Raw genomic sequence first — 20,812 nt, 5'->3', positions numbered from 1 at the left:
CTGGTCCCCGTGAGTGACCAGCCCTCCGCTCCCCTGCCCGACAGCGCTCCCGACCGCACGCCGCGCGGCACGTCCGGTGGCCCGGTCACCGTCGCCATCACCCGCAAGGTCCGGCCCGAGGACGAGCTGCTCATGCGGGCGTGGGCCGAGGCAGGGGCGTCGATGGCGAGCCACTTCCCGGGGTTCCTCGGCTCGGGCTGGGTGCGGCCGTCGACGGCATCGAGCGAGTGGCACATGCTCTACCGGTTCGACTCGCGCTCCTCCCTCGACGCCTGGCAGGAGTCCACCGAGCGCAACCGCTGGCTCGCCGCCGCGACGAACCTCGTCGAGGACACTCGGGTCGAGCACCGCACCGGCATCGAGGGCTGGTTCGACGAGCCCGAGGAACGCTCGGTCGACGAGCTCGGCGCGCTCACCGCTCCCCCGGCACCGCCGCGCTGGAAGCAGGCGAGCATCATCTGGCTCGCGTTCTTCCCGACGAGCCTCGCGCTGACCTACCTCATGGCGCCGTTCACCGGCGACTGGCCGGCGTGGGCGCGGGTGCTGCTCTCGACGCTCGTCGCGACCCCGCTCATGACCTACCTCATCCTGCCGAGGGTGACGAAGCTGTTCCACCCCTGGCTCACCCGCGCCTCCGGCGGGTAGCCCTCACCCCGTGCCTGCGGCGACCAGCCCTGGACGCAGGTATGCCGCCCGCTCACGAGAGCGGACGGCATACCGGAATGCGTTGCGGGAGAACCGAGATCAGGCTCCGACGCGGAAGCGCGCGAAGGCCTTGACCGTGGCGCCGGCCTCCTCGGCGACCTTGGCGACGGTCTTCTTCGGCTCCTTGGCGAACGGCTGCTCGAGCAGCACGTTGTCCTTGAAGTAGCCGTTGACGCGACCCTCGACGATCTTCGGGAGCGCAGCCTCGGGCTTGCCCTCCTCCTTGGCCGTGGCCTCGGCGACGCGACGCTCGTTCTCGACCGTCTCGGCGTCGACCTCCTCGCGGGTGAGGACCGTCGGGCTGAACGCCGCGATGTGCATCGCGATGTCGCGGGCGACGGTGTCGTCGCCACCCTCGGTCGCCACGAGGACACCGATCTGCGCGGGCAGGTCGGGGCTGGTCTTGTGGAGGTAGGACACGACCGTCGGGCCCTCGAGGCGGGCAACCCGCTTGACCTCGATCTTCTCGCCGATCGTCGCGTTGGCGTCGTCGAGGAGCTCCTTGACGGTCTTGCCGTCCGCGAGGGTGCTCGCGAGCAGCGCGTCCGCGTCGGCGGCCTGGGTGTCGACGGCCTGGGCGAGGACCTGGTCGGCGAGGGCGATGAACTTCTCGCCCTTGGCGACGAAGTCGGTCTCGCAGAGGACCTCGACGAGCGTGCCGACGCCACCCTCGGCCTTGGCGGCGACGAGGCCGTTGGAGGTCGTGCGACCCTCACGCTTCGTCACACCCTTGAGGCCCTTGACGCGCAGGATCTCGGTGGCCTTGGCCTGGTCGCCGTCGGCCTCGTCGAGGGCCTTCTTGACGTCGAGCATGCCGGCGCCGGTGGACTCACGCAGCGCCTTGATGTCAGCGGCGGTGTAGTTCGCCATGGATGAATTCGCTTCTCTCTCTTGTCGAAAGGGCGGGCTGGGAAGGAGGTGGTGCGGTCAGGCCTTCTCGGCCGGGGCCTGCTCGGCCTCGGTGGCCTCGACGGCGGCGACCTCGTCGGCCGGAGCCGACTCGGCGACCGGGACCTCGAGGGCCGGGTCGGCGTCGGTCGCAGCGTCAGCAGCCTCGGGGGCGTCCGCGGCGGCGGTCGCGCCGGCCTCCGGGGCGACGGCCTCGGCGGTGGCGGCGGCCTGGTCGGCCTCGGCACCGAGGAGCTCGCGCTCCCACTCGGCCAGCGGCTCCTCGCCGGTGCCCTCGGCGTCGGCGGCGGCGTTGTTGCCACCCGAGCGCGCGATGAGACCCTCGGCGACGGCGTCGGCGATGACCCGCGTCAGCAGCGTGACGGAGCGGATCGCGTCGTCGTTGCCGGGGATCTTGTAGTCGACCTCGTCGGGGTCGCAGTTCGTGTCGAGGATCGCGATGACGGGGAGGCCGAGCTTGCGGGCCTCGTCGACGGCGAGGTGCTCCTTCTTGGTGTCGACGACCCAGACGGCGGACGGCACCTTGGACATGCCGCGGATGCCGCCGAGGGTCTTGTCGAGCTTGTCGCGCTCGCGCTTGAGGAGGAGGAGCTCCTTCTTGGTGCGACCCGAGCCGGCGACGTCGTCGAAGTCGATCTCGTCGAGCTCGGTGAGCCGGGTCAGACGCTTGGAGATCGTCTGGAAGTTCGTGAGCATGCCACCGAGCCAGCGGTGGTTGACGTAGGGCATCCCGACGCGCGTCGCCTGCTCGGCGATCGGCTCCTGCGCCTGCTTCTTCGTGCCGACGAAGAGGATCGTGCCGCCGTGGGCCACGGTCTCCTTGACGAACTCGTAGGCGTTGTTGATGTAGGTCACCGACTGCTGGAGGTCGATGATGTAGATGCCGTTGCGCTCCGTCATGATGAAGCGCTTCATCTTGGGGTTCCAGCGACGGGTCTGGTGCCCGAAGTGGACGCCGCTCTCGAGGAGCTGGCGCATGGTGACGACGGCCATGCCGTGTTCTCCTTGTGTGGTTTTTCGGTTCCGTCGGCGACTCACGGTGTTGTGGCCGCCTGCCTGGCGCCGGCGACACACCACGCCGTATGCCGTCCGCTCGCCTGAGCGGGACATCCGGACCATCGTGGTGCGCCCCGCTTCGTGGTGATCCAGTCAGCGGAGGTGCGACGCGCGAATTTGATCCCCGGGTGCGAGCACACGAGAACCAGCCCACATCGTACGCGCGCGGACGGCATACCGAGAAATCCGGTAGGCCGCGCACGTGGCCGCGCGTAGGCTCACCGCTCGTGTCACGCCTCGGGGAGATCGTCGCGCCGGCGCGCCTCGGTACCCCGTTCCGGTGGAACCTCGCGTCGGTGTGGCTGAGCAACCTCGGCGACGGCATCGCCCTCGCCGCCGGTCCCCTGCTCGTCGCGTCGCTGACCCGCAACCCGACCCTCATCGCGGCCGCGGTCGTCGTCCAGCGGCTGCCGACGCTCGTCCTTGCCCTGTATGCCGGCGCGCTGGCCGACCGGGTCAGCCGCCGCACGCTCGTCGTGACCGCGAACGTGCTGCGCTCGCTCGTCATCGGCGTGCTCGTCGCGACGATCGTCACCGACGTCGTCACCATCTGGGTCGTGCTGGGGACGCTGCTGCTCATGGGCGTGGCCGAGCAGTTCGCCGACTCCGCGACGCGCGCGGTGCTGCCGATGATCGTGCGCCGCGAGGACCTCGCGATCGGCAACGCGCGCATGCTCGCCGGCTACCTCGTCGCGAACGACCTGCTCGGGCCGCCGATCGGTGCGTTCCTGTTTGCCGCCGGAATGGCGCTGCCCTTCGGTGCACAGGCGGCCGCGGTGCTGCTCGCGGCGTGGCTCTTCACGCGGCTCGACCTGCCCGCCCCCGACCGGACGGACCGCGAGGACCGGCACATCCGGCACGACATCGTCGAGGGGCTGCGCTGGATCCGGGACAACGCGGCCGTTCGGACCCTGTCGATCGTCATCTTCGTCTTCAACCTCACGTGGGGTGCGCCGTGGGGGATCCTCGTGCTCTGGGCGCAGGAGCGGCTCGGGGTCGGGGCGGTCGGCTTCGGCGTGCTGTCGACCGCCTCGGGAATCGGCGGGCTGCTCGCGATCGTCTCGTTCGACCGGCTGGAGGCGCGGTTCTCGCTGGCGACGCTCATGAAGGTGTGTCTCACGCTCGAGGTCGTCGTGCACTTCGCGCTGGCCCTGACGACGGTGCACTGGCTGGCGCTCGTGCTCATGTTCGTCTTCGGGTCCTATGCGTTCGTCTGGGGTGCGGTGTCGACGACGGTGCGGCAACGGGCGACGCCGATGGAGTTCCAGGGGCGCGTCGCGTCGGTGTACTCCTTCGGGCTCGTCGCCGGGCTGCTCGTCGGGCAGGCCCTCGGCGGGCTCATCGCGAGCCGGTGGGGTGTGGCGGCGCCATTCTGGTTCGCCGGGGTCGGGGCGGGCGTGACGCTGCTGCTCGTGTGGCGGCAGCTGGACTCCATCGCCCACGCCGGCGACGACATTTCCCACTGATTGCCCGTTCGCACCCCACGACTTATTGCGCACAGTTCGCACGGGCCGTGCGAACTGTGCGCAATCAGTCGGGGGTGACGTGGCCGAGCGGGGCACACTGGGTGGTGTGGACGACGTCATCAGGGTGGTGCTCATCGCGCTCGCCGTGCTGGTGGGCCTGTTCGCGCTGGTGGTCGGCTTCCTCATGTGGCGCTACCGGATCCCGCCGCGTGGGGTCGTGGCGCTGGCGATGGCCGGGTTCTACCTGCTGAGCCCGGTGGACGTGCTGCCCGAGGCCGTGCTGGGGCCGCTCGGCCTGGCCGACGACGCCGGGATCCTCGGGGTGGCCGTGCTGTTCGCGCTGCGGCTGGCCCGCGCCCGCAAGGTCCTCACCGACTCGGGCGTCGACTTCGGCCGCCTCCGACGCGGACCGACGAACCGGCAGTGACGACCACGGTGGGCCGCGGCACGCACGGCGCGCACCCGGCATACGGCATCACCGAGGCCATTGCATGTCCGTGGGCCCGCTGACTCAGCCCGGGTCAGCGGCCACCCTGAGGCGAGGTGGCCAAAGGTCAGCGGTCAGCCCGGGTCAGCGGGCGATGGCGGTGCAGGTCGCGGTGGCGGTCTTGCTCGGGTCGCTCTCGCTCGTCGCCGTCAACGTGACCCTGGCCGGTCGCTTCGTGCCGTCGGCGGCGAGGGCCTGGACCGGCACCTCGACGCTCTCCCCCGCCTGGGCCGTCGCCAGCTCGTTGGGCAGGTTGACCCTCCAGCCGGCGGTCGACGTCGAGGCCGAGAGCCGGTAGACGTCGCTGTCGAGGTACGGCGTCACGTCCTCCGGCTGACCGGACGAGTCGCCCACGCCGGACCCGGTGTTGGTGAGCCGGAAGCGGCAGGTGCTCAGCCCGTCCGAGCCCTTGGGTGCGGCCCGGCCCTGGAGGGCGACACCGCGCTGCTGGTCGCCGGAGCCGTCGAGCGAGCGCACGGCGACCGTGTAGGTGAGAACGCCTTGGGCGTCACGCTTCAGGTCGAGGACGTAGAAGTGCAGCCGGTTGGCCTCGTCGACGTACTCGTACTGGCTGCCGGACTTCGCGCCCGCCTTGAACAGGGCGTCGGAGAGCTGGCGGTAGTCGCCGATGGTGATCGGCACCTTCGTGCCGTCGGGGAGGACGTAGTCGGTCATGCCGATGTCCTGCGGGTTGGCGTCGATGACCCAGGCGAACGGCGAGCGGTTCGCGTTCTTGGTCTTGGCGAGCAGGACCCCGGAGTCGGGGGTGAAGGAGTCGGCGCCCATACGGTCGACGACCTCGACCGTGTAGTTGTCGTAGCCGCCGCCGTCGCACAGCGGGTTGGTCGCGGTGCTGCACGCCGGTGAGCGGTCGCCGTTCTCCAGCTCGACGTTGATGCCGGACAGGCCGGCGTCACCCGGCTCGACCGCGCGGGCCGTCACCGTCGCGACGGCGAGACCGGAGTCGGCGAGCGCTTCACGGGACAGCCTGAGCACGTTGGCCTCGTCGACCATCTCGAGCTTCATCTTGTTGCGCAGCATGTGCTGGGCTCCGAGGGACCCGCCACCCGTCGCCGGGATCACCCACCGGCTGTGCGGGCCACCGGGACCGTTGAACGAGCCGCGGCTGAGCATGTCCCAGATGCCCGAGTAGGACCGTCTCGGCGGTATGCCGTAGGGGTTGTTGTAGTTGTCGCCGATGCCGAGGATGTGGCTCAGCTCGTGGGCGTAGACGCCCATGCCGCTGCTCTCGGCCTGCGTCGAGGACCCGCCCCCGGCGTTGGGCCAGATCGTCGAGCCCGACGCCCACGAGGTCCAGTCGACGTAGCGCGTGTCGGACCAGTTCGGCAGGGCACTGTCCGGCGGGCCGAAGGGGTCGGTGACGTCCTCCTTGGTCGGGAACTTCATCATCCCGAACTCCTGCCACGTCGAGGACTCGTCCTGGCCGGCGGAGAGGATGAAGACGAAGTCGAACTGCTCGCGGATCGCGGCGCCCTCCGCGCCCTGCCACAGGGCGAGCCCGTCGGTGCGGATGTTGCGGGTGCACGTGTCACCGGCGGGGCAGGCCTCCTGGCCCTGGAACTCGAGGCCGTACTCGTGGTCCTTGCCGGGCATCGTGTACGGCCCGAACGCCGTGAGGTCGACGCCGTAGCGGCCGCCCGAGTCTTCCATCCAGTACTCGTGGATGGTCCGGCCACCGTTGAGGGCCCCGGGCTTGTTGAGGAAATCCTCGTAGAACTGGGCCACCTGCGAGCGCGGGACGTTGCTGGCGACGCTGCTCGGGTTGCCGAACACCGTCGACCCCTGGGGTTGGGTCACGACGAACGGCTGGTTGGGGTAGTCGAGCAAGACGAGCGCACCCTTGAAGGTGTCCTTGGAGCCCTGGACGGACGGGTCGTTCCACGTCGTGCCCGGCGGCTTGGTGTAGTCCTCCCACGTCATCTCGTCCGGGTTCTCCCAGTCCTGTGGGTCGATCGGTGCCGGGAAGCCGGCGGCTCGCAGCTCCTGGGCCATCCGGCGCTGCGTGGGCGAGCCCTTGGGGCCGTCCTTCTGCCACGGCTGGGTCTGCGGCCACTGGTCGGCACGCCACGGCGTCGGCTTCGGGTCCGCGGCGCGGCCGGCTGCCGGACTGGCACCCGCCGACGTGCCGACGAGGGCAAGCACGATGAGGGCGAAGAGGGGGACGACTCGGCGGACGGTGCGCGCGCTCATACATCGGACCTTAGACCCGAACGCACAGGTGCGCCACGGGAGCGTCACAGGTGCTTGAGGGCCTCACGCCGGCTCAGTCCCGACATGGAGTCCGTATGCCGGGTGACGACGTCGCGGACCCACGCCGGGTTCGTGCGTGCGTACTGCCGCAGTGCCCACCCGATTGCCTTGCGCACGAAGAACTCCCGGTCGCCGAGGTTGGGCACGATGACGTCCTCGAGCAGCTGCGTGTTGGTGCGTTCCCGGTGACGCAGCTGGCTGATGATCGCCGACCGTCGCAGCCACAGGTCATCGCGTTCGGCCCACTCGCGCATCCGCAGCCCCTCCCCTCGGGATCGACGAGCAGCACCTCCCCCACGACGTTGGACAGCTCGTCGACGAGGTCCCACCACGCCCCCGTGACGACGAGCTCCTCGACGAGCGGCATGACCTCCGGGTCCCGCCACGCGCGGTAGGCGCGATGGCGGAGCAGGTCGAGCGCGGCATACCGCTCCTCACGAAACGCGGCCTCGTCCCAGAGGCGACGGACCGTGCCCTCCCACTCCCCGCGGGTGGCGAGCCGCAGTCCCGGGTCGCCCATGAGCGGGCGCAGCGCGACACGCCGATCCGCCGAGGTGAGCCCGAGGAACGGCATCTCGCTCTTCATGTAGCGCTGCTGTCCCACCGCGCGCTCCGGGTCGGCACCGGTGTGCAGCGTCTCTCGGACCGCCTCGACGAGGTCGGCAGACGTGGACATGTCATCGAGGGTAGGGCGACGGGAGCCGCGTAGCCTGCGAGGCATGGAATCGCCTCTCGTGCAGCGGATGCAGGGCTTCGGGTCGACGATCTTCGCCGAGATGTCGGCGCTCGCCCTCGAGCACGACGCCGTCAACCTCGGGCAGGGCTTCCCCGACACCGACGGGCCGCGGGAGGTCCTCGACGCCGCCAAGGCCGCGATCGACGCCGGGCGCAACCAGTACCCGCCGGGTCCCGGCGTGCCCGAGCTGCTCGATGCCGTTGCGGCACACCAGGATCGGTTCTACGGGATCTCTCTTGACCCGCGCAGCCAGGTGCTTGTCACCGTGGGAGCGACCGAGGCGATCGCGGCGACGATCCTCGCGCTGTGCGAGCCCGGCGACGAGGTGGTCACCTTCGAGCCCTACTACGACTCGTATGCCGCGTCGATCGCCCTCGCGGGCGCTGTCCGTCGCACGTCGGTGCTGCGGTTCCCGGACTTCGCGGTCGACGAGGCTTCGCTGCGGGCGGCGTTCTCGGAACGGACCCGGCTCGTCCTGCTCAACACGCCGCACAACCCGACCGGCAAGGTCTTCACGCGTGACGAGCTCAACCTGATCTGTTCTCTCGCAAGGGAGTTCGACGCGTGGGTGGTCACCGACGAGGTTTACGAGCACCTCGTGTTCGACGGTGGCGAGCACGTGCCCATCGCGACGCTGCCAGGGATGGCGGAGCGGACCCTGACGATCTCGTCGGCCGCGAAGACCTTCTCTGTCACCGGCTGGAAGGTCGGCTGGGTCACCGGTCCCGCCGAAGCCGTCGCCGCCGTACGCACCGTGAAGCAGTTCCTCACGTATGTCGGTTCGGGCCCCTTCCAGCCGGCCGTCGCCGTGGGTCTCGGGCTCGGTGATGACGTGTATGCCGGGTTCACCCGGACGATGCAGGCGCAGCGGGACGTGTTGGTCGCAGCGCTGCGCGACGAGCTGGGACTGCCGGTGTCGGTGCCGGGCGGGACCTACTTCGTCATCGCGGACGTGGCGAAGTTGGGAGCGCGCGACGGACTCGCGTTCTGCCGCGAGCTGCCGGCCCGTGCGGGAGTCGCCGCGGTGCCGGTGTCGGTCTTCCACGACGACGAGGACGCTGCCCGCACCCTCGTCCGGTTCGCCTTCTGCAAGCGCGAGGACGTGCTGCGCGAGGCAGCCCGGCGTCTCGCGCAGCTGCGCACGGCTTGACCGGCGTTCGTCCACAGGCGGCGGCTCCGGTCGGCGCCGTCCACAGGCACCCATCCGGCGGGTGGCGCGGCCCCGGCGCCACCCGGACGCTGGGGCCATGGACACCGTCAGCAGCTCCGCCATCATCGCCGCCCTCCGCCGCGCCGCGACCGTCCTCACCCTCGCCGGCTCGCTGGCACCCGCGGGCGTGATCACGATGCCCGACCCTGGACCGACACCGGTCGCGGCAGGGGGCTCGCTCGCGCCGGCGCGCATCGACCCGGCGTCGCTGCGCGGCACGTGGGAGTGGCCGTTGTCGCCGCGACCGCGAGTGCTCGCGCCGTACCGCGCGCCGGCGTCGACATATGGCGCCGGGCACCGTGGTATCGACCTCAGTGCGAACCAAGGCCAACAGGTCGGCGCGGTCGACGACGGCGTCGTCACGCACGTCGGCATCATCGCCGGGCGCGGCACGGTCACGGTGACCCACACATCGGGGCTGCGCAGCACCTACGAGCCGGTCGCCGGAGCCGTCACGACCGGCCAGCGCGTCGCGTCCGGGCAGCGTCTGGGCGTGGTCCGGGGCCGGACGCACTGTGGTGGCTCGTGCCTGCACCTGGGGGCGCTCACCGAGAGCAGCCCCAGTGGCTACACCGACCCTCGTCCCCTGCTCGGTGGGAGCCGGGTCATCCTGCTACCGCAGGGGACGACGAGCCCCTGACCCGAGGGCGAGCCGCGCCGCCCCGACGGCCACGAACGGCTCCTCGATCACGTGACGGTGGGCCAGGCGTTGGCCTTGCACCCGTCGAGGCCCTTGGTCTGCTGCAGCATGATGGGCGCGGGCGCTCCCTTGCTCGGGCACTCGACATGGCCGTGGTAGAGCCCGTGACCGACCTCGTGGTTGACGAGGTACTGGCGATACCCCGTCAGGTCCGTCCCGAAGTGCGGCACCGCCTCGGTCCACCGTCGCGCGTTGAGCACTGCCTTGCGCAGGTTGAAGCAGGACACCTTGCCGTTCGTGTCCAGTGGCGCGCAGAGCTTGTCCGTCGTCTTCGGACTCGCCAGCACGACGGTGAGGTCGACGTCTCCCGCCGCGGTCTGCTCGGCCGTGGCGGCCCGGAACCGGACCCGCTCCTCGGTCTGCCAGCCGCGGGCGTCTCCCAGCGTGGCGGAGATGATGCGCGCCGCCTCGGCGGAGTCCACGCCAGCACCCTCCTCGACCTCGAACCCCACCCGCAGCGTCTTCGTCGGGTTGACCGTCGGCGCGGCGATGGCCGGCAGTGCCAACGCCGTGAGGTCGCCCGATGCCGCCTCGGGCACCTGCCCCTGACGTGGCGTCGCGGCAGGCGTGGCGCTCGTGGTGGGAGTCGGAACCTCCTCCGCTGCCGCGGCAGGCTGGACGTCCGGCCGGGGCAGGGAGGCACGCTGCGACGTCAGGTCGGCTGTGCTCCGTCCGGAGCCGCTGAGCTCGTCGCCGGGCCAGAACGACCACAGCGACAGACCGCTCAGGACGGCGAACACGCCGGCCACGACGGCCCTCCGTCGAGCCACCTGCACCGCTGTCGGGCCGCGCCGACGGCGACGACGCTCACGCACCGGAACCGGTGACGTCGACCCCAAGGACGTGTGGCTCTCCCCGAGGTCACCTCGGTGCGCCACCGAGCCTGGACGACGTGCCGTGGTGGACCGTCGGTCAGGCACCGCCGAGTGCCGGCCCCGTCGGTCGCGGCGTCCCCCGCCGGCGGTCCGCTCCTCGGCCAGACGCCGATCCGCCAACCGACGGAGCTCCGCACGCCGCAGCGGCGCCGGCTCCTCGACCGTGGTCGAGGAGCCATGGTGGCTCACCCAGTCGGGGACGTCGAGGTCGTCAGGCACGGGGGTGGGCCTGGGCATAGGAGGCGGCGAGGCGCTCGATGGACACGTGCGTGTACAGCTGCGTCGTCGAGAGGGACGCGTGGCCGAGCAGCTCTTGCACCATGCGCAGGTCGGCCCCGCCCTCGAGTAGGTGGGTGGCAGCACTGTGCCGCAGACCATGCGGTCCGAGGTCGGGGGCGTCGGGCACGTGGCTCACCATGGCATGCACGACACTACGCACCTGGCGGGGGTCGATGCGCCCACCGCGCCGCCCGAGGAAGAGCGCCGGGCCGCTGCGTTCGGTCGCCAGCCGGGGCCGAGCCCTCGCGAGCCACTCCTGCACGGCTGCTCGAGCCGGTGCCCCGAAGGGCACCCGGCGTTCCTTGTCCCCCTTGCCGATGACGCGGACGACGTCCGCGTGCAGGTCAACGTCGTCGACATCGAGGCCGGTGAGCTCCCCGACCCGGATGCCCGTCGCGTAGAGCAGCTCGAGGACGGCGCGGTCCCGCAGGTGCACTGGGTCGTCGTCGTCCGCCGCGACGGCAGCGACGTCGAGGAGCTGGGCAGCGTCCTGCCGGGCGAGGACGGCGGGAAGGGTGCGGTGCTTGCGAGGAGCGACGAGGCGGAGCGCCGGGTCCGTGGGCACATGGCCCTGACGGGTCGCCCAGGCGAAGAACGTGCGCAGGGAGGCCGACCGACGTCCCAGCGTGGACCGTGCGGCGCCTCGGGCGGCGAGGTCGCCCAACCAGGCCCGCAGGTCTGCCAGCCGCACCGACTCCAGCGGCGTCGCTTCCCCGCCCTCGCCGTCGAGGTGAGCGAAGAAGTCCCGCAGGTCACCGAGGTAGGCCCGCACCGTGTGCTCGGAACGGCTCCGTTCGGCACGCAGGTGGCGCTCGAAGGCGTCGATGACCTCCGACCGGGTGGCACTCACACAGGTCACGGTCCCAGACGACCCTTCAGGGTTCAACCACCCCCGTCGGCGGGTCCGTCCGCGCCGATGACCCCGCCACGACCACCCCACCACTCGCCGCCCGGCCATCCCGGCCGCCGCGACCACCCGGCCACCCCGGCCGCCGCGACCACCCGGCCACCCCCGCCGCCGCGACCACCCGGCCACGCCGGCGGTTCAGTCCGGGAGCACCTTGCGCCACCGGTCCTGGTCGCGGCGCACGAGGCCGACTGCGCCGAGCCGTCCCAGCACGGACAACAGCGTGGGGGTGTCGACCGCGGTGAGTCGTTGCAACGCGGCGAGGTCCGCGCCTCGGCGCAGCGGTATCGCCGACCAGACGGCATGGGCCACCGGGTCGAGCTCGGCCTCCGCGCTCGAGGGTGCACGGGCCGGTGCGGCGGCGTCGAAGCTCAGCCGGCCGACGAGGTCCACCACCTCGGCGGTGTCGGTGACGAGGCTCGCCCCGGTCTCGCGGATCAGCTCGTGGCAGCCGGCCGACTGCACCGACGTCACCGGCCCGGGGACGGCGGCGACGTGCCGACCGAGCGCCGCAGCGGTCCGTGCCGTGTTGAGCGAGCCGGAGCGCAGACCCGCCTCGACGACGACCGTCCCGGCCGTCATCGCCGCGATGAGCCGGTTGCGGGCGAGGAACCGATGCCGGAAGGGCGCCCAGCCGAGCGGCAGCTCACTCACGACGGCCCCGTGCTCGGCGATGTCACGGAGCAACCCGTCATGGGCGGCGGGGTAGGCCCGGTCCAGCCCTCGCGCCAGCACCGAAACGGTCGGCCCGCCGGCCGCGAGCGCGCCACGGTGCGCGGCAGCATCGATCCCGAACGCAGCCCCGGACACCACGCCGATCCCCCGCGCGGCCAGTCCTTCGCCCAGCTCGGTCGCGATGGTCAGGCCGTAGGGGGTGGCGGCCCGTGACCCGACGACGGCCACGCCGCCTTCGACCAGCCCGAGGCCGCCCCGGCCGCGGACATACAGGCAGATCGGTGGGTTGGCCAGCTGCTCCACCCCCTCGGGCCAGTCGTCGTCCCCGGGGATGACCACTCGCACCTCGAGCCGGTCCAGCGACCGACGTGCGCTGTCGATGTCGAGCGACTCGAGCCGTTGGTCGTAGCGCCCCGTGGGGTCCAGCGACCCGGCCCGCAGCCTCGCCAACGCCTCAACAGGACCGTGCCTGCGCAGCCACGCCGTCACCTCTTCGGTCTGGGGCTCGGCGAGGCGACTCCAGGCGAGGCGCGCCCACCGCTCCTCGTCCGACGCAGAGGCAGCGCCACGGCCTGCGTTGATGACTGACAGCGTCATGCCGCCGCTCCTCCCGAGCGCATCGTGAACGCGAACCCGACGTCGTCCACGGTCGGCGTGGTGTGACCTCGCAGGTCGGCTGCCGACCACGCGAGCCGGAGGGTGCGGTCGTACCCGCGCAGCGTGAGCCGCCCCTCGTCGTGCGCTCGGTCGATCTCGCCGGTGACCCGGCTCGGGAGGCGCCACGGCTGACGCCGCAACACATGGCCGGGAACCTCGGCGTTCGTCCGCCAGCCGTGCTCGGCCCATCGTTCCCGCTGGGCGCCCCGGGCCGCGAGCACGCGCTCGAGGACCTGGGCGCTGCTCTCGCCACGCGCGTCACCGAAGGCCGCACGCGACACCGGAGACACGATGACCTGGATGTCGACCCGGTCGATGAGGGGTCCGTGCAGCTTGCTCTGGTAGCGACGGAGGGCGAGCGAGCTGCACGAGCAGTCGGAGCCCTTGCGCCACGCGCCGCCGCACGGACAGGGGTTGGTCGCGAGCACGAGCTGGAAGCGGGCCGGCAGCTGCAGGTGCTGACGGGCCCGGGTGATCATCGCGACGCCCGACTCGAGCGGCTGGCGGAGCTGCTGCAGGACGCTCTGTTTGAACTCCCCGGCCTCGTCGAGGAATGGAAAGTACACCTCGGTGTGTGTACAGGAATTCTACCGCGAGCTGCGCTCAGACGGCCCCTGCTGGAGCCGCGGACCGCAACAGCCTGATCGGCGAATCGTGACACCTCCCACCAACCCTGTCTCCCCGTCCGCCAAGCGACCAGGAGCACGTGTCCTGCACACCGACATGGCCGTGCGCCCGCACTGCGGCCGGCAGGTGTTCTTGTGCTCGGCGCATGGCACAAGTCTCCGATGCCGCGCGGATCGGACGACGACCTCCGGCCTGGGTGGTCGTCAACTGCTCCGCACCGACGCCGCCGCTCTACGAGACTCCGTAGCCAACGACGCTCGCGCTCACAGGTCGGCCGTGCCGCTACCTAGCGCTTCTTGCCGCGGGTGCCGTAGGGACTCTGGTTGGTCGGCTTCAGCGAGACACCCAGCTCGCCAGCCCGGCTGCGCACGGCGTCTTCGGTCCGGCCAAGGTGTAGGCCCAGGACTCTGGTCGGGGTGTTCTGCGCAACCTCACGGCGAAGCTGAGCGTCATGGGCGGCTGTCCACGACTTGCCGGCATTAGCAGGCTTCTTGGCCATGCTGGGACCTCATCTCTCGGAAGGGGGCGGGTACGACATCCGCCGCTGGCACCAGCGTGCCAGCAAGCGGGAGAGGACTCAAGCAGCAACACGCGTGTCTGCTTAATTTTCCTACACATGTTCCACGGTCTTGCTCATCAGCGTGTCGCATCGACGATTGACGGGCGGTCCTGCTTAACTGGTGTCATGACGTCATGGGACCCACATGGGCAAGTCCACCTGGACTCGCTCCGTACCAGCTTCGCCGAGGCGGGGTTGATCGACTTCGTTCAGACTGCGGCCGCCGAGGTGTGGCGGATCAACCGAGAGCGCCACGAACCGGTGGAGGCGCACGACGACGCCTTCACCTTGAGCGTGCTCTCATCGCGGAACCTGGCCAACAGGTTGCTCGCCGAGGTGCCGGACAATGCCGCGCTCCGAGCCTCGGGTGTGGTTGCCAGCAAGGAGTTCGGCTCGACGGTGCTGCACACTCCCCGAGCTGACGTGCGCTTGGTGAAGGCACCCTTCGGGTCGGGGCGTCACCCGAGTTTCGAGGCGGACTTCGATTGGTCCGACTCCGAGGGCAGACAGGCCGCAGCGCTACGCAACCACGCCGCGTACGACCCGCCGTCGCGAGACCCGCAGGCTGAGCCGCTGTTCGAGCTTCCGTTGCCGAACGCTTCTGAAGCGGTCACTCACTGTCGTGAGGTGTTCCTGGTGTGGGGTGCGGAGCTGAGGACGGGACTGACTGCGGGGTGGTTGGGACTGCCCACAGCGAGCGCTCAGCGCTGGATCGCGGTGACGCCCGTCTGGTGGGACGAAACACCTGCCCAAGACAGCTCGACCAGTGGTGAAGGACCCGGTTCCGACGACGGATCGACCTTCGGCGATAAGCCCGCCCCGGTGCCCTCTCTGACGCTCAAGCCGCGCCGGCAGGAAGGAGGCAACAGACTGTGACGTTCGAGTCCGAGTCACGTCAAAGGGCACGTCGTCGCCGCGCGAGCGGAGCCTTGGTCGACTTCGATGGCAAGCGCCTGTCGGTTGCGCGGCGCCTACGCAGGATGCAGCGGACCGCTCTGGCAGCGCAGACCAGCGTGACAGCAGCCGCTATCACCCAGTACGAGCGCGGGGGCCGGCCCACGAATACCGTCGCAGCAGAACTGGCGTTGGCTCTGGGCGTGCCGATCGAGTTCTTCCGGCAAGGCCGCCCTTTGACAGCGGTCTCCACGGGCGACGCTCATTTCCGGTCACTGCGAGCCACACCGGCCATCTCCCGCGACCAGGCCCTGGCCTTCGCCGAGATCGCATTGGCCGTCATCGAGGTCATTGAGCAGTACGTCGACCTCCCCCAGATCACCGACATCATCGAGCCAGTCGACGACGAGCCCTCCCCGACCCTGATCGCCTCCATCGCCGCCGACACCCGTTCCCGACTCGGCGTGGAACCGGGGCCAGTCCCACACGTCGTTCGTCTCCTTGAGGCTCACGGCATCATCGCCCTGCGCCTACCACCGGAGATCGACCCCCGCGTTGACGCGTTCTCCACCGAAGCCGGCCACCGACCCCTGGTGCTGCTCTCTCCGCTCAAGGACGACCGAGCACGAAGCCGTTTCGACGCCGCCCACGAACTCGGCCACCTCGTGATGCACCAAGACGTCGAGCCCGGCTCCAAGATCATCGAGACTCACGCACATCAGTTCGCTGCGGAGTTCCTAGCACCGACACCAGAGCTAGAGCCGGACCTGCCACGCAAGGTCGACTGGGATGCGCTACTGCAAGCGAAGACCAAGTGGGGCATCAGTCTGGCTGCTCTCGCCTACCGATGCCACGCCATCGGACTATGGGGCGAACACAGCTACCGCCGCGCGAACCAGCACCTACGCAGCCAGGGCTACCCCGAACCCGGTCCGCTCGGTCCCCCTGAATCCCCGTATCTGCTCGGCGCTGCCGTCGATCTGCTCAACCAAGCAGGAACCACAACCGATGACCTGGCAAGAGCGAGCCGCTTCACCGTCGAGCAGATCGACGACATCGTCGCGGCCGGCAGCGAGACCAAGCCCCGGCTGCGCCTAGCCGTCGACCCCACACCCTGAGCCCACCTCGATCCCCGGGAGAACCAATGCGACTCCTTCCCGCTCCAACTGAGCACGCGGGTTCAGCCCTGATGGAGGACCCGATGCCGGACGTGTGCGCGCGGGACGGGCACGGTATGCGGCAGCGCACTACCATCGCGCAGCCGACCAGCGAAGCAAAGGTCCACGGTGTGGGGAGCATGAGATGAGGTTCAGCAGCGCCTTCGGTGTCACCCACGGCAAGAAGAGTCCGTGGTTCAATCCCCTGCTTGACCAAGACACGCCGCTGTACGTCGACCCGTTCCTGGTGTTCGACGACAACAAGCCCCTGTGGGCGGGTGCCAAGCAGGAAGTCACGGACTTCTTCGACGCCGCAGCACGTCTCATCGAGCAATCCAAGGGCAACCAGAGCTCGCTCGCATACAAGAAGGCGCTCGAACTGCTGAGGTTCCCCGAACCCAACGAGTTCTGCCTCGGCCTGAGCATGGGAGCCCCGCACGGGTCCGGGACGGGCACCAAGTTCGCCCGCGAGATGGCAGGCGTCCTCGACCTCGCACGCCAGTACGGGCATATTGAAGACCTCGCGTCCATCGCGGGCTTCAACCTCTTCGCCAGCGGGATCGGTCTGGATCGGATCAGCGACATCCTCTGCAACATCCTCAAGCACCGGTTCATCCGATACACCCAGAAGGTGTCCAAGAAGCTCGGCATCCCGATGGAGCTAGTGACCGTCAAGCACCCCGGCTGGGACCGGCAGCGATCCAGGTGGCTACCCGACGCCAAGATCGAACTACCTAAGTCGCCCTTCGGTGACGGTGGAGCACTGCTCGCACCCGAGCGGTTCTTGAAGGAAATCCCGACGGTGACCCCGGACGAGTTCTGGAAGTGGGCCGAGGTCCACGAAGCTCGTCTTCTGCGACAGGACTTCAGCTACGAGATCGCACAGGGCCTCAACCAGGCGGACCGCCGCGTCCTGGCACGACGCTTCGCCCGCAAGTATCCAGACAAGGCAGCCGACTACCTGCGACTGGTAGCACAGATGCCCCACCTGCCCTACGACGTCGAGATGGACCCGAAAGGCCTGGTCTTCTGGCGGGAGACCGGAGAGGCCGTGGGTAAAGCGTCGCCCATCACCTCAGCCGAGGTTCCTTCCCAGCAGCGGGAGTTCCCGGCGTTCGTCGAACTCCTCGCGACACGCTTCCAGCACGCGGTCGAGAGCACTGATCTGTGGCGGGCACTGTGGGCCGCCGGCAACCCGCAAAAGGAAGAAGTCATCCAGGCCATCGCCGGCGCGATGTGGACAGAAGCCTGCCGCGCCGCACAGGTTGACATCAGCCAGGAGGTCAACCGCGGCCGCGGCCCTGTCGACTTCAAGTTCTCCAAGGGCTGGGAAGATCGCGCCCTTCTCGAAGTCAAAGTGATCCGCAGCAGCAGCTTCTTCAAGGGCGCCGCGACCCAACTGCCCCAATACATGAAGACCGAGCAGATCAGCCATGGCGTATACCTGTGCATCGGACACTACGACGAGGACTTCGCGCCCGCGCGTATCAAGCGCGTCGAGGACACGATCGCTACTCTCGCAAAGAAAAAATGCATCCAGATCAAACTCGTCCTCGTCGACGCCAGGCGAGACAACAAGACCTCTGCGTCAAAGCAGTAGACGGCGCCAGTTGCATGAAGCTGTTCATCGGAACGCCTAACCGGCGCACCACCTCCCGGTCAGGAACCGGCCAACCCAGAATGCGGTTGCAGACATCGCCGGAGACAGGTTGGTGCAGCGAGTACATCAGATCTGCGGTGCCGCTATCAGACGAGGTGGGGTGGTGCTTGACCTGCACAGAAGTTGCCACTCCGCACAGATTGGACATCCGCCAGAAGAACCAGTCGCCTACCAATCACCGGGAGCCGTGCATCGTGGTCGGCCCATCTCTTTGGTCTTGGTATCGAGGGAATCTGTGTCGTCGCTGCTTCATTGGAGGTTCAAGATGACCAACGTTGCCGAACACATAACGGCCGCCGACGCAGTCATCTGCGCCAACATCGCCACGCTGCGTAGTCAGCGTGACCTCCTATCCCAGAACGTCCTGGGGCAGCTACGGAATTTGGTCGAGGGCGTCGCCGTGCGCTTGCACACCGGCAGAGGGGACGTCGAGTACAACTACGACGCGATCGAGGCCGCACTCTCCTGGGTGAAGGCGAACGGTCGACTGAACTTCGTCACAAGGTTCCACACCTTGCTGAAGCCGTCGGTCTCTCACTACACATTCGACGGTGACACCTCGGAACGACTCATGCTCCGCTACTACGAGTACATGCTACGTCTGCGCACGCTTCTGTACGACGAAACCAGCGTCGCGATTCTCGGCAACCTTGAGCTTTTTCCGCTCGACCAGGACCCGGCGCTCGCTGAGTACCACGAGAAGATCGCCATAGAGATCGACAAGCTGGGCAGGGCAACCTCGGCCCGTCACGACCGGTTCTACATCCACAAGACACGGCCGTTCGTCACCGGCGGCCGAGTATTCTACGAGGTCACGTTCTACAAGGCCGTCAATCGAGTGAGCAAGGCCGACCGCATCATTGGGTTCACCGACATGGACATCGCGGACAACTACTCTGCGAACCTGGGCCTTCAGGCGGCCAGCATCGAAGTCTTTGGGCAGCAGATGCCGGTGACCCTCATCCGCAACTGGGAAGTGTCCATCCGGCCGTGCGAGGTCGACCACTTCGCCAGCCTTGTCGGGAGGCCGACGAAGGTGCGGACGGACTCTGCCGAGTACAAGTTCGTCATGGCTGGCTTGACCGGCGGCTCAACTCTGCTGGACCTCATCGACGCCTCCGATGAGTGGTACAACGACGTCAAGGCACGGGGAACGGCCACCTCCCGGAGTCCGCAGATCTTCCCTGCCATCGACGAGGCGCGCAGCATCATCCGCGGGAAGAGGCCCGGCCACAATCTCCTGCGCTACCTGCTTCTTCGGATGCGCAACGACTGGCTGAAGGCGCAGTACCACTGGGAACCGAACACCCGCCTTTCGAACCTCAACGTCAGCTACTCGTGCATCCCGTTCGACGACATGCCGTTCTGCACCGCACCGCGGGCCCACAACCCGCGGTTCTGGGACCTCATCAACAGCCTCGATACCGCTGGCCGCACCCACGAGCTGTTGGCTCGCCGCGTACAGCGCAATGTCGAGGATCGCGGGATCTTGTACACGCCGATCGCCGAACTCGAGGACCTCGGCGACGTAGCAGCCCTCATCGCCACCTACAACAGCAAGCTGTACTACAAACACCGGCCCGCTCGTAACCTCGTCCTCGACAACGGCCACGTCTTCATCCAGAGCTATGAGGACGACACCCACGACATCGTCACCAAACTCCAGGCACACGCGGCCAGCGGCATCAGCGGGTACACGGCCGCGGTGGAACAGTGGCTTGGGACGACGGCACACACCGTGGACGACACCGCGAAGCGAGCGGCACTCATCAGGTTGTTCGCTCAGTCCCGCGTGGCGCTCGTCTACGGGGCTGCCGGGACAGGGAAGACCCGCATGGTCGACCACATCGCCAACTACTTCGGTGGTAATCAGAAGCTGTTCCTCGCCAACACCCACCCCGCAGTCGAGAACCTGCGCCGCCGCGTGAGCGCGCCAGAATCCACCTTCCGGACGATCGCCAGCCACAAGCACAACCCCACCGGCGACTTCGACCTGCTCGTCATCGACGAGTGCTCGACGGTGAGTAACGCCGACCTCCTCAACATCCTGCAGAACACCAGCTTCAAACTCATCGTGCTCGTCGGGGACGTTTTCCAGATCGAGTCCATCAGATTCGGTAACTGGTTCAACATCGTTCGGTCCTACATCGAGCCGTCTTCCATCTTCGAGCTGGCTACGCCGTACCGCACCAGCAGTGATGACCTCATCGACTTCTGGACCAAGGTCCGCAACCTCGACGAGGGCATCACCGAGGCCATCGCCCGCAACGGGTACTCGACCGCCCTGGATGCCAGCCTCTTCGACAACCACTCTGCCGACGACATCATTCTGGCGTTGAACTACGACGGCCTGTACGGCATCAACAACATCAACCGGTTCTTGCAGGCCAGCAACACCTCGCCCGCCGTCCCGTGGGGGCCGGCGGCGTACAAGGCCGGTGACCCGGTCCTGTTCGCGGACACCAACCGGTTCAAACCGCTGATCTACAACAACCTCAAGGGCACCATCGTCGACATCCAGGCCTCCGACGGCAGCATTCAGTTCGACGTTCGGCTCGACCGGCCAGTGACCGAGTTCGACGTCGAGGAGTACTCCGACTTGCAGTGGGTCTCCGATTCGACCGTGCGATTCGCGGTCTACGACATCGACATCAGTGATGAGGACGACGACACCGACACCACCACCGTCCCATTCCAGGTGGCGTATGCGGTCGGCATCCACAAGGCCCAGGGCCTGGAGTACGACGCGGTCAAGGTCGTCATCACCAGCGCCAACGAGGACGACATCACGCACAACATCTTCTACACTGCCGTCACACGGGCCCGGCAGGACCTGCGGATCTACTGGTCGCCCGAGACGCAGCAGGCGGTCATCAGCGGGTTCCGGGCTGCGGACACCAGGAAAGACGTCGCGCTCCTATCGTCGCGGAGGGGTCTCACTCCTATCCGGCGGCGTCGGCCCTGAGGAGACGTAGCCTTGCG

General features: G+C 68.7%; 18 protein-coding genes and 1 pseudogene. 9 read left to right on the top strand and 10 right to left on the bottom strand.

What is annotated here, in order from left to right; translation table 11 throughout:
- The first annotated feature begins 9 nt into the window (after window positions 1-9).
- Window positions 10-645: an antibiotic biosynthesis monooxygenase gene (locus BCF74_RS02100; RefSeq protein WP_245889163.1), complete on the top strand. Its 636-nt coding sequence runs from the start codon at window positions 10-12 to the stop codon at window positions 643-645.
- A 99-nt stretch (window positions 646-744) separates the two neighbouring features.
- Here the strand turns inward: BCF74_RS02100 and tsf are convergent, their stop codons facing one another.
- Both tsf and rpsB read right to left on the bottom strand, forming a co-directional pair.
- Entirely contained in the window at window positions 745-1,575 is an 831-nt protein-coding gene (gene tsf / locus BCF74_RS02095; protein WP_106296302.1) for a translation elongation factor Ts, read from the bottom strand.
- Window positions 1,576-1,632: 57 nt separating this feature from the next.
- Window positions 1,633-2,607: a 30S ribosomal protein S2 gene (gene rpsB, locus BCF74_RS02090; RefSeq protein WP_106296301.1), complete on the bottom strand. Its 975-nt coding sequence runs from the start codon at window positions 2,605-2,607 to the stop codon at window positions 1,633-1,635.
- A 290-nt stretch (window positions 2,608-2,897) separates the two neighbouring features.
- On the opposite strand from rpsB, the gene BCF74_RS02085 reads away from it, so the two are divergent.
- Window positions 2,898-4,136 carry an MFS transporter gene (locus BCF74_RS02085; protein WP_245889162.1) on the top strand — a complete coding sequence of 413 codons (1,239 nt, stop codon included), beginning with the start codon at window positions 2,898-2,900 and terminating at the stop codon, window positions 4,134-4,136.
- 106 nt (window positions 4,137-4,242) lie between these two features.
- Window positions 4,243-4,563, top strand: coding sequence for a DUF1232 domain-containing protein (locus tag BCF74_RS02080; RefSeq protein WP_245889161.1), 321 nt, complete (start codon window positions 4,243-4,245; stop codon window positions 4,561-4,563).
- A gap of 144 nt (window positions 4,564-4,707) precedes the next feature.
- Here BCF74_RS02080 and BCF74_RS02075 read toward each other — a convergent pair whose 3' ends face one another.
- The 3 genes and pseudogenes from BCF74_RS02075 to BCF74_RS17840 form a co-directional block, all read right to left on the bottom strand.
- The gene (locus BCF74_RS02075; RefSeq protein WP_106296299.1) at window positions 4,708-6,834 is read right to left on the bottom strand and encodes a M6 family metalloprotease domain-containing protein; all 2,127 of its coding nucleotides are present in this window, start codon (window positions 6,832-6,834) and stop codon (window positions 4,708-4,710) included.
- 44 nt (window positions 6,835-6,878) lie between these two features.
- Window positions 6,879-7,148 (bottom strand): DNA alkylation repair protein, encoded by a 270-nt coding sequence (locus BCF74_RS17845; protein WP_281257161.1) that lies wholly within the window; start codon window positions 7,146-7,148, stop codon window positions 6,879-6,881.
- A gap of 77 nt (window positions 7,149-7,225) precedes the next feature.
- Window positions 7,226-7,480, bottom strand: a pseudogene (locus BCF74_RS17840) (DNA alkylation repair protein); the annotation flags it as partial.
- 133 nt (window positions 7,481-7,613) lie between these two features.
- Between BCF74_RS17840 and BCF74_RS02065 the strand changes: the two are divergent.
- Together BCF74_RS02065 and BCF74_RS02060 are read left to right on the top strand one after the other, a co-directional pair.
- On the top strand, window positions 7,614-8,780 hold the full coding sequence (locus BCF74_RS02065; RefSeq protein WP_106296298.1) for a pyridoxal phosphate-dependent aminotransferase: 1,167 nt from the start codon (window positions 7,614-7,616) through the stop codon (window positions 8,778-8,780).
- 97 nt (window positions 8,781-8,877) lie between these two features.
- Entirely contained in the window at window positions 8,878-9,480 is a 603-nt protein-coding gene (locus BCF74_RS02060) for a murein hydrolase activator EnvC family protein (RefSeq protein ID WP_106296297.1), read from the top strand.
- A gap of 47 nt (window positions 9,481-9,527) precedes the next feature.
- On the opposite strand, the gene BCF74_RS02055 is transcribed toward BCF74_RS02060, so the two are convergent.
- The 5 genes from BCF74_RS02055 to BCF74_RS02035 all read right to left on the bottom strand — a co-directional run bounded on the left by BCF74_RS02055 (window position 9,528) and on the right by BCF74_RS02035 (window position 14,059).
- A complete protein-coding gene (locus BCF74_RS02055) occupies window positions 9,528-10,289 on the bottom strand; it encodes a DUF3152 domain-containing protein (RefSeq protein ID WP_170070102.1) in 762 nt (253 codons plus the stop codon).
- A gap of 337 nt (window positions 10,290-10,626) precedes the next feature.
- On the bottom strand, window positions 10,627-11,544 hold the full coding sequence (locus BCF74_RS02050) for a tyrosine recombinase XerC (protein ID WP_245889160.1): 918 nt from the start codon (window positions 11,542-11,544) through the stop codon (window positions 10,627-10,629).
- A 195-nt stretch (window positions 11,545-11,739) separates the two neighbouring features.
- Window positions 11,740-12,873, bottom strand: a complete 1,134-nt coding sequence (gene dprA / locus BCF74_RS02045; RefSeq protein ID WP_106296295.1) for a DNA-processing protein DprA — start codon at window positions 12,871-12,873, stop codon at window positions 11,740-11,742.
- Complete coding sequence (locus tag BCF74_RS02040; protein WP_245889159.1) at window positions 12,870-13,499, bottom strand: ATP-binding protein; 630 nt, start codon at window positions 13,497-13,499, stop codon at window positions 12,870-12,872. Before BCF74_RS02040 ends, dprA begins: the two co-directional genes overlap by 4 nt.
- A 347-nt stretch (window positions 13,500-13,846) precedes the next feature.
- Window positions 13,847-14,059, bottom strand: coding sequence for a hypothetical protein (locus tag BCF74_RS02035; protein ID WP_106296294.1), 213 nt, complete (start codon window positions 14,057-14,059; stop codon window positions 13,847-13,849).
- A 186-nt stretch (window positions 14,060-14,245) separates the two neighbouring features.
- Between BCF74_RS02035 and BCF74_RS02030 the strand changes: the two genes are divergently transcribed.
- From BCF74_RS02030 to BCF74_RS02015, 4 genes are all read left to right on the top strand, one after another.
- Window positions 14,246-14,995, top strand: a complete 750-nt coding sequence (locus BCF74_RS02030; RefSeq protein WP_106296293.1) for a hypothetical protein — start codon at window positions 14,246-14,248, stop codon at window positions 14,993-14,995.
- Window positions 14,992-16,131 (top strand): helix-turn-helix domain-containing protein, encoded by a 1,140-nt coding sequence (locus BCF74_RS02025; RefSeq protein ID WP_106296292.1) that lies wholly within the window; start codon window positions 14,992-14,994, stop codon window positions 16,129-16,131. Before BCF74_RS02030 ends, BCF74_RS02025 begins: the two co-directional genes overlap by 4 nt.
- Before the next feature lie 184 nt (window positions 16,132-16,315).
- Window positions 16,316-17,770 carry a hypothetical protein gene (locus tag BCF74_RS02020; RefSeq protein ID WP_218279179.1) on the top strand — a complete coding sequence of 485 codons (1,455 nt, stop codon included), beginning with the start codon at window positions 16,316-16,318 and terminating at the stop codon, window positions 17,768-17,770.
- 325 nt (window positions 17,771-18,095) lie between these two features.
- On the top strand, window positions 18,096-20,795 hold the full coding sequence (locus tag BCF74_RS02015; RefSeq protein WP_106296290.1) for an ATP-dependent DNA helicase: 2,700 nt from the start codon (window positions 18,096-18,098) through the stop codon (window positions 20,793-20,795).
- The last annotated feature ends 17 nt before the right edge of the window (window positions 20,796-20,812 follow it).

Source organism: Knoellia remsis (genome assembly GCF_003002895.1).
GTDB classification, from domain to species: Bacteria; Actinomycetota; Actinomycetes; order Actinomycetales; family Dermatophilaceae; genus Knoellia; species Knoellia remsis.
This window is presented reverse-complemented; position numbering and strand designations above follow the sequence as displayed.

Excerpts from the sequence above, each read along its gene's own strand:
- tsf (WP_106296302.1), bottom strand. The coding sequence starts at position 1,575 with ATGGCGAACTACACCGCCGCTGACATCAAGGCGCTGCGTGAGTCCACC.
- rpsB (WP_106296301.1), bottom strand. The coding sequence starts at position 2,607 with ATGGCCGTCGTCACCATGCGCCAGCTCCTCGAGAGCGGCGTCCACTTC.
- BCF74_RS02075 (WP_106296299.1), bottom strand. The coding sequence starts at position 6,834 with ATGAGCGCGCGCACCGTCCGCCGAGTCGTCCCCCTCTTCGCCCTCATC.
- BCF74_RS17845 (WP_281257161.1), bottom strand. The coding sequence starts at position 7,148 with ATGCGCGAGTGGGCCGAACGCGATGACCTGTGGCTGCGACGGTCGGCG.
- BCF74_RS02065 (WP_106296298.1), top strand. The coding sequence starts at position 7,614 with ATGGAATCGCCTCTCGTGCAGCGGATGCAGGGCTTCGGGTCGACGATC.
- BCF74_RS02060 (WP_106296297.1), top strand. The coding sequence starts at position 8,878 with ATGGACACCGTCAGCAGCTCCGCCATCATCGCCGCCCTCCGCCGCGCC.
- dprA (WP_106296295.1), bottom strand. The coding sequence starts at position 12,873 with ATGACGCTGTCAGTCATCAACGCAGGCCGTGGCGCTGCCTCTGCGTCG.
- BCF74_RS02035 (WP_106296294.1), bottom strand. The coding sequence starts at position 14,059 with ATGGCCAAGAAGCCTGCTAATGCCGGCAAGTCGTGGACAGCCGCCCAT.
- BCF74_RS02030 (WP_106296293.1), top strand. The coding sequence starts at position 14,246 with ATGACGTCATGGGACCCACATGGGCAAGTCCACCTGGACTCGCTCCGT.
- BCF74_RS02020 (WP_218279179.1), top strand. The coding sequence starts at position 16,316 with ATGAGGTTCAGCAGCGCCTTCGGTGTCACCCACGGCAAGAAGAGTCCG.
- BCF74_RS02015 (WP_106296290.1), top strand. The coding sequence starts at position 18,096 with ATGACCAACGTTGCCGAACACATAACGGCCGCCGACGCAGTCATCTGC.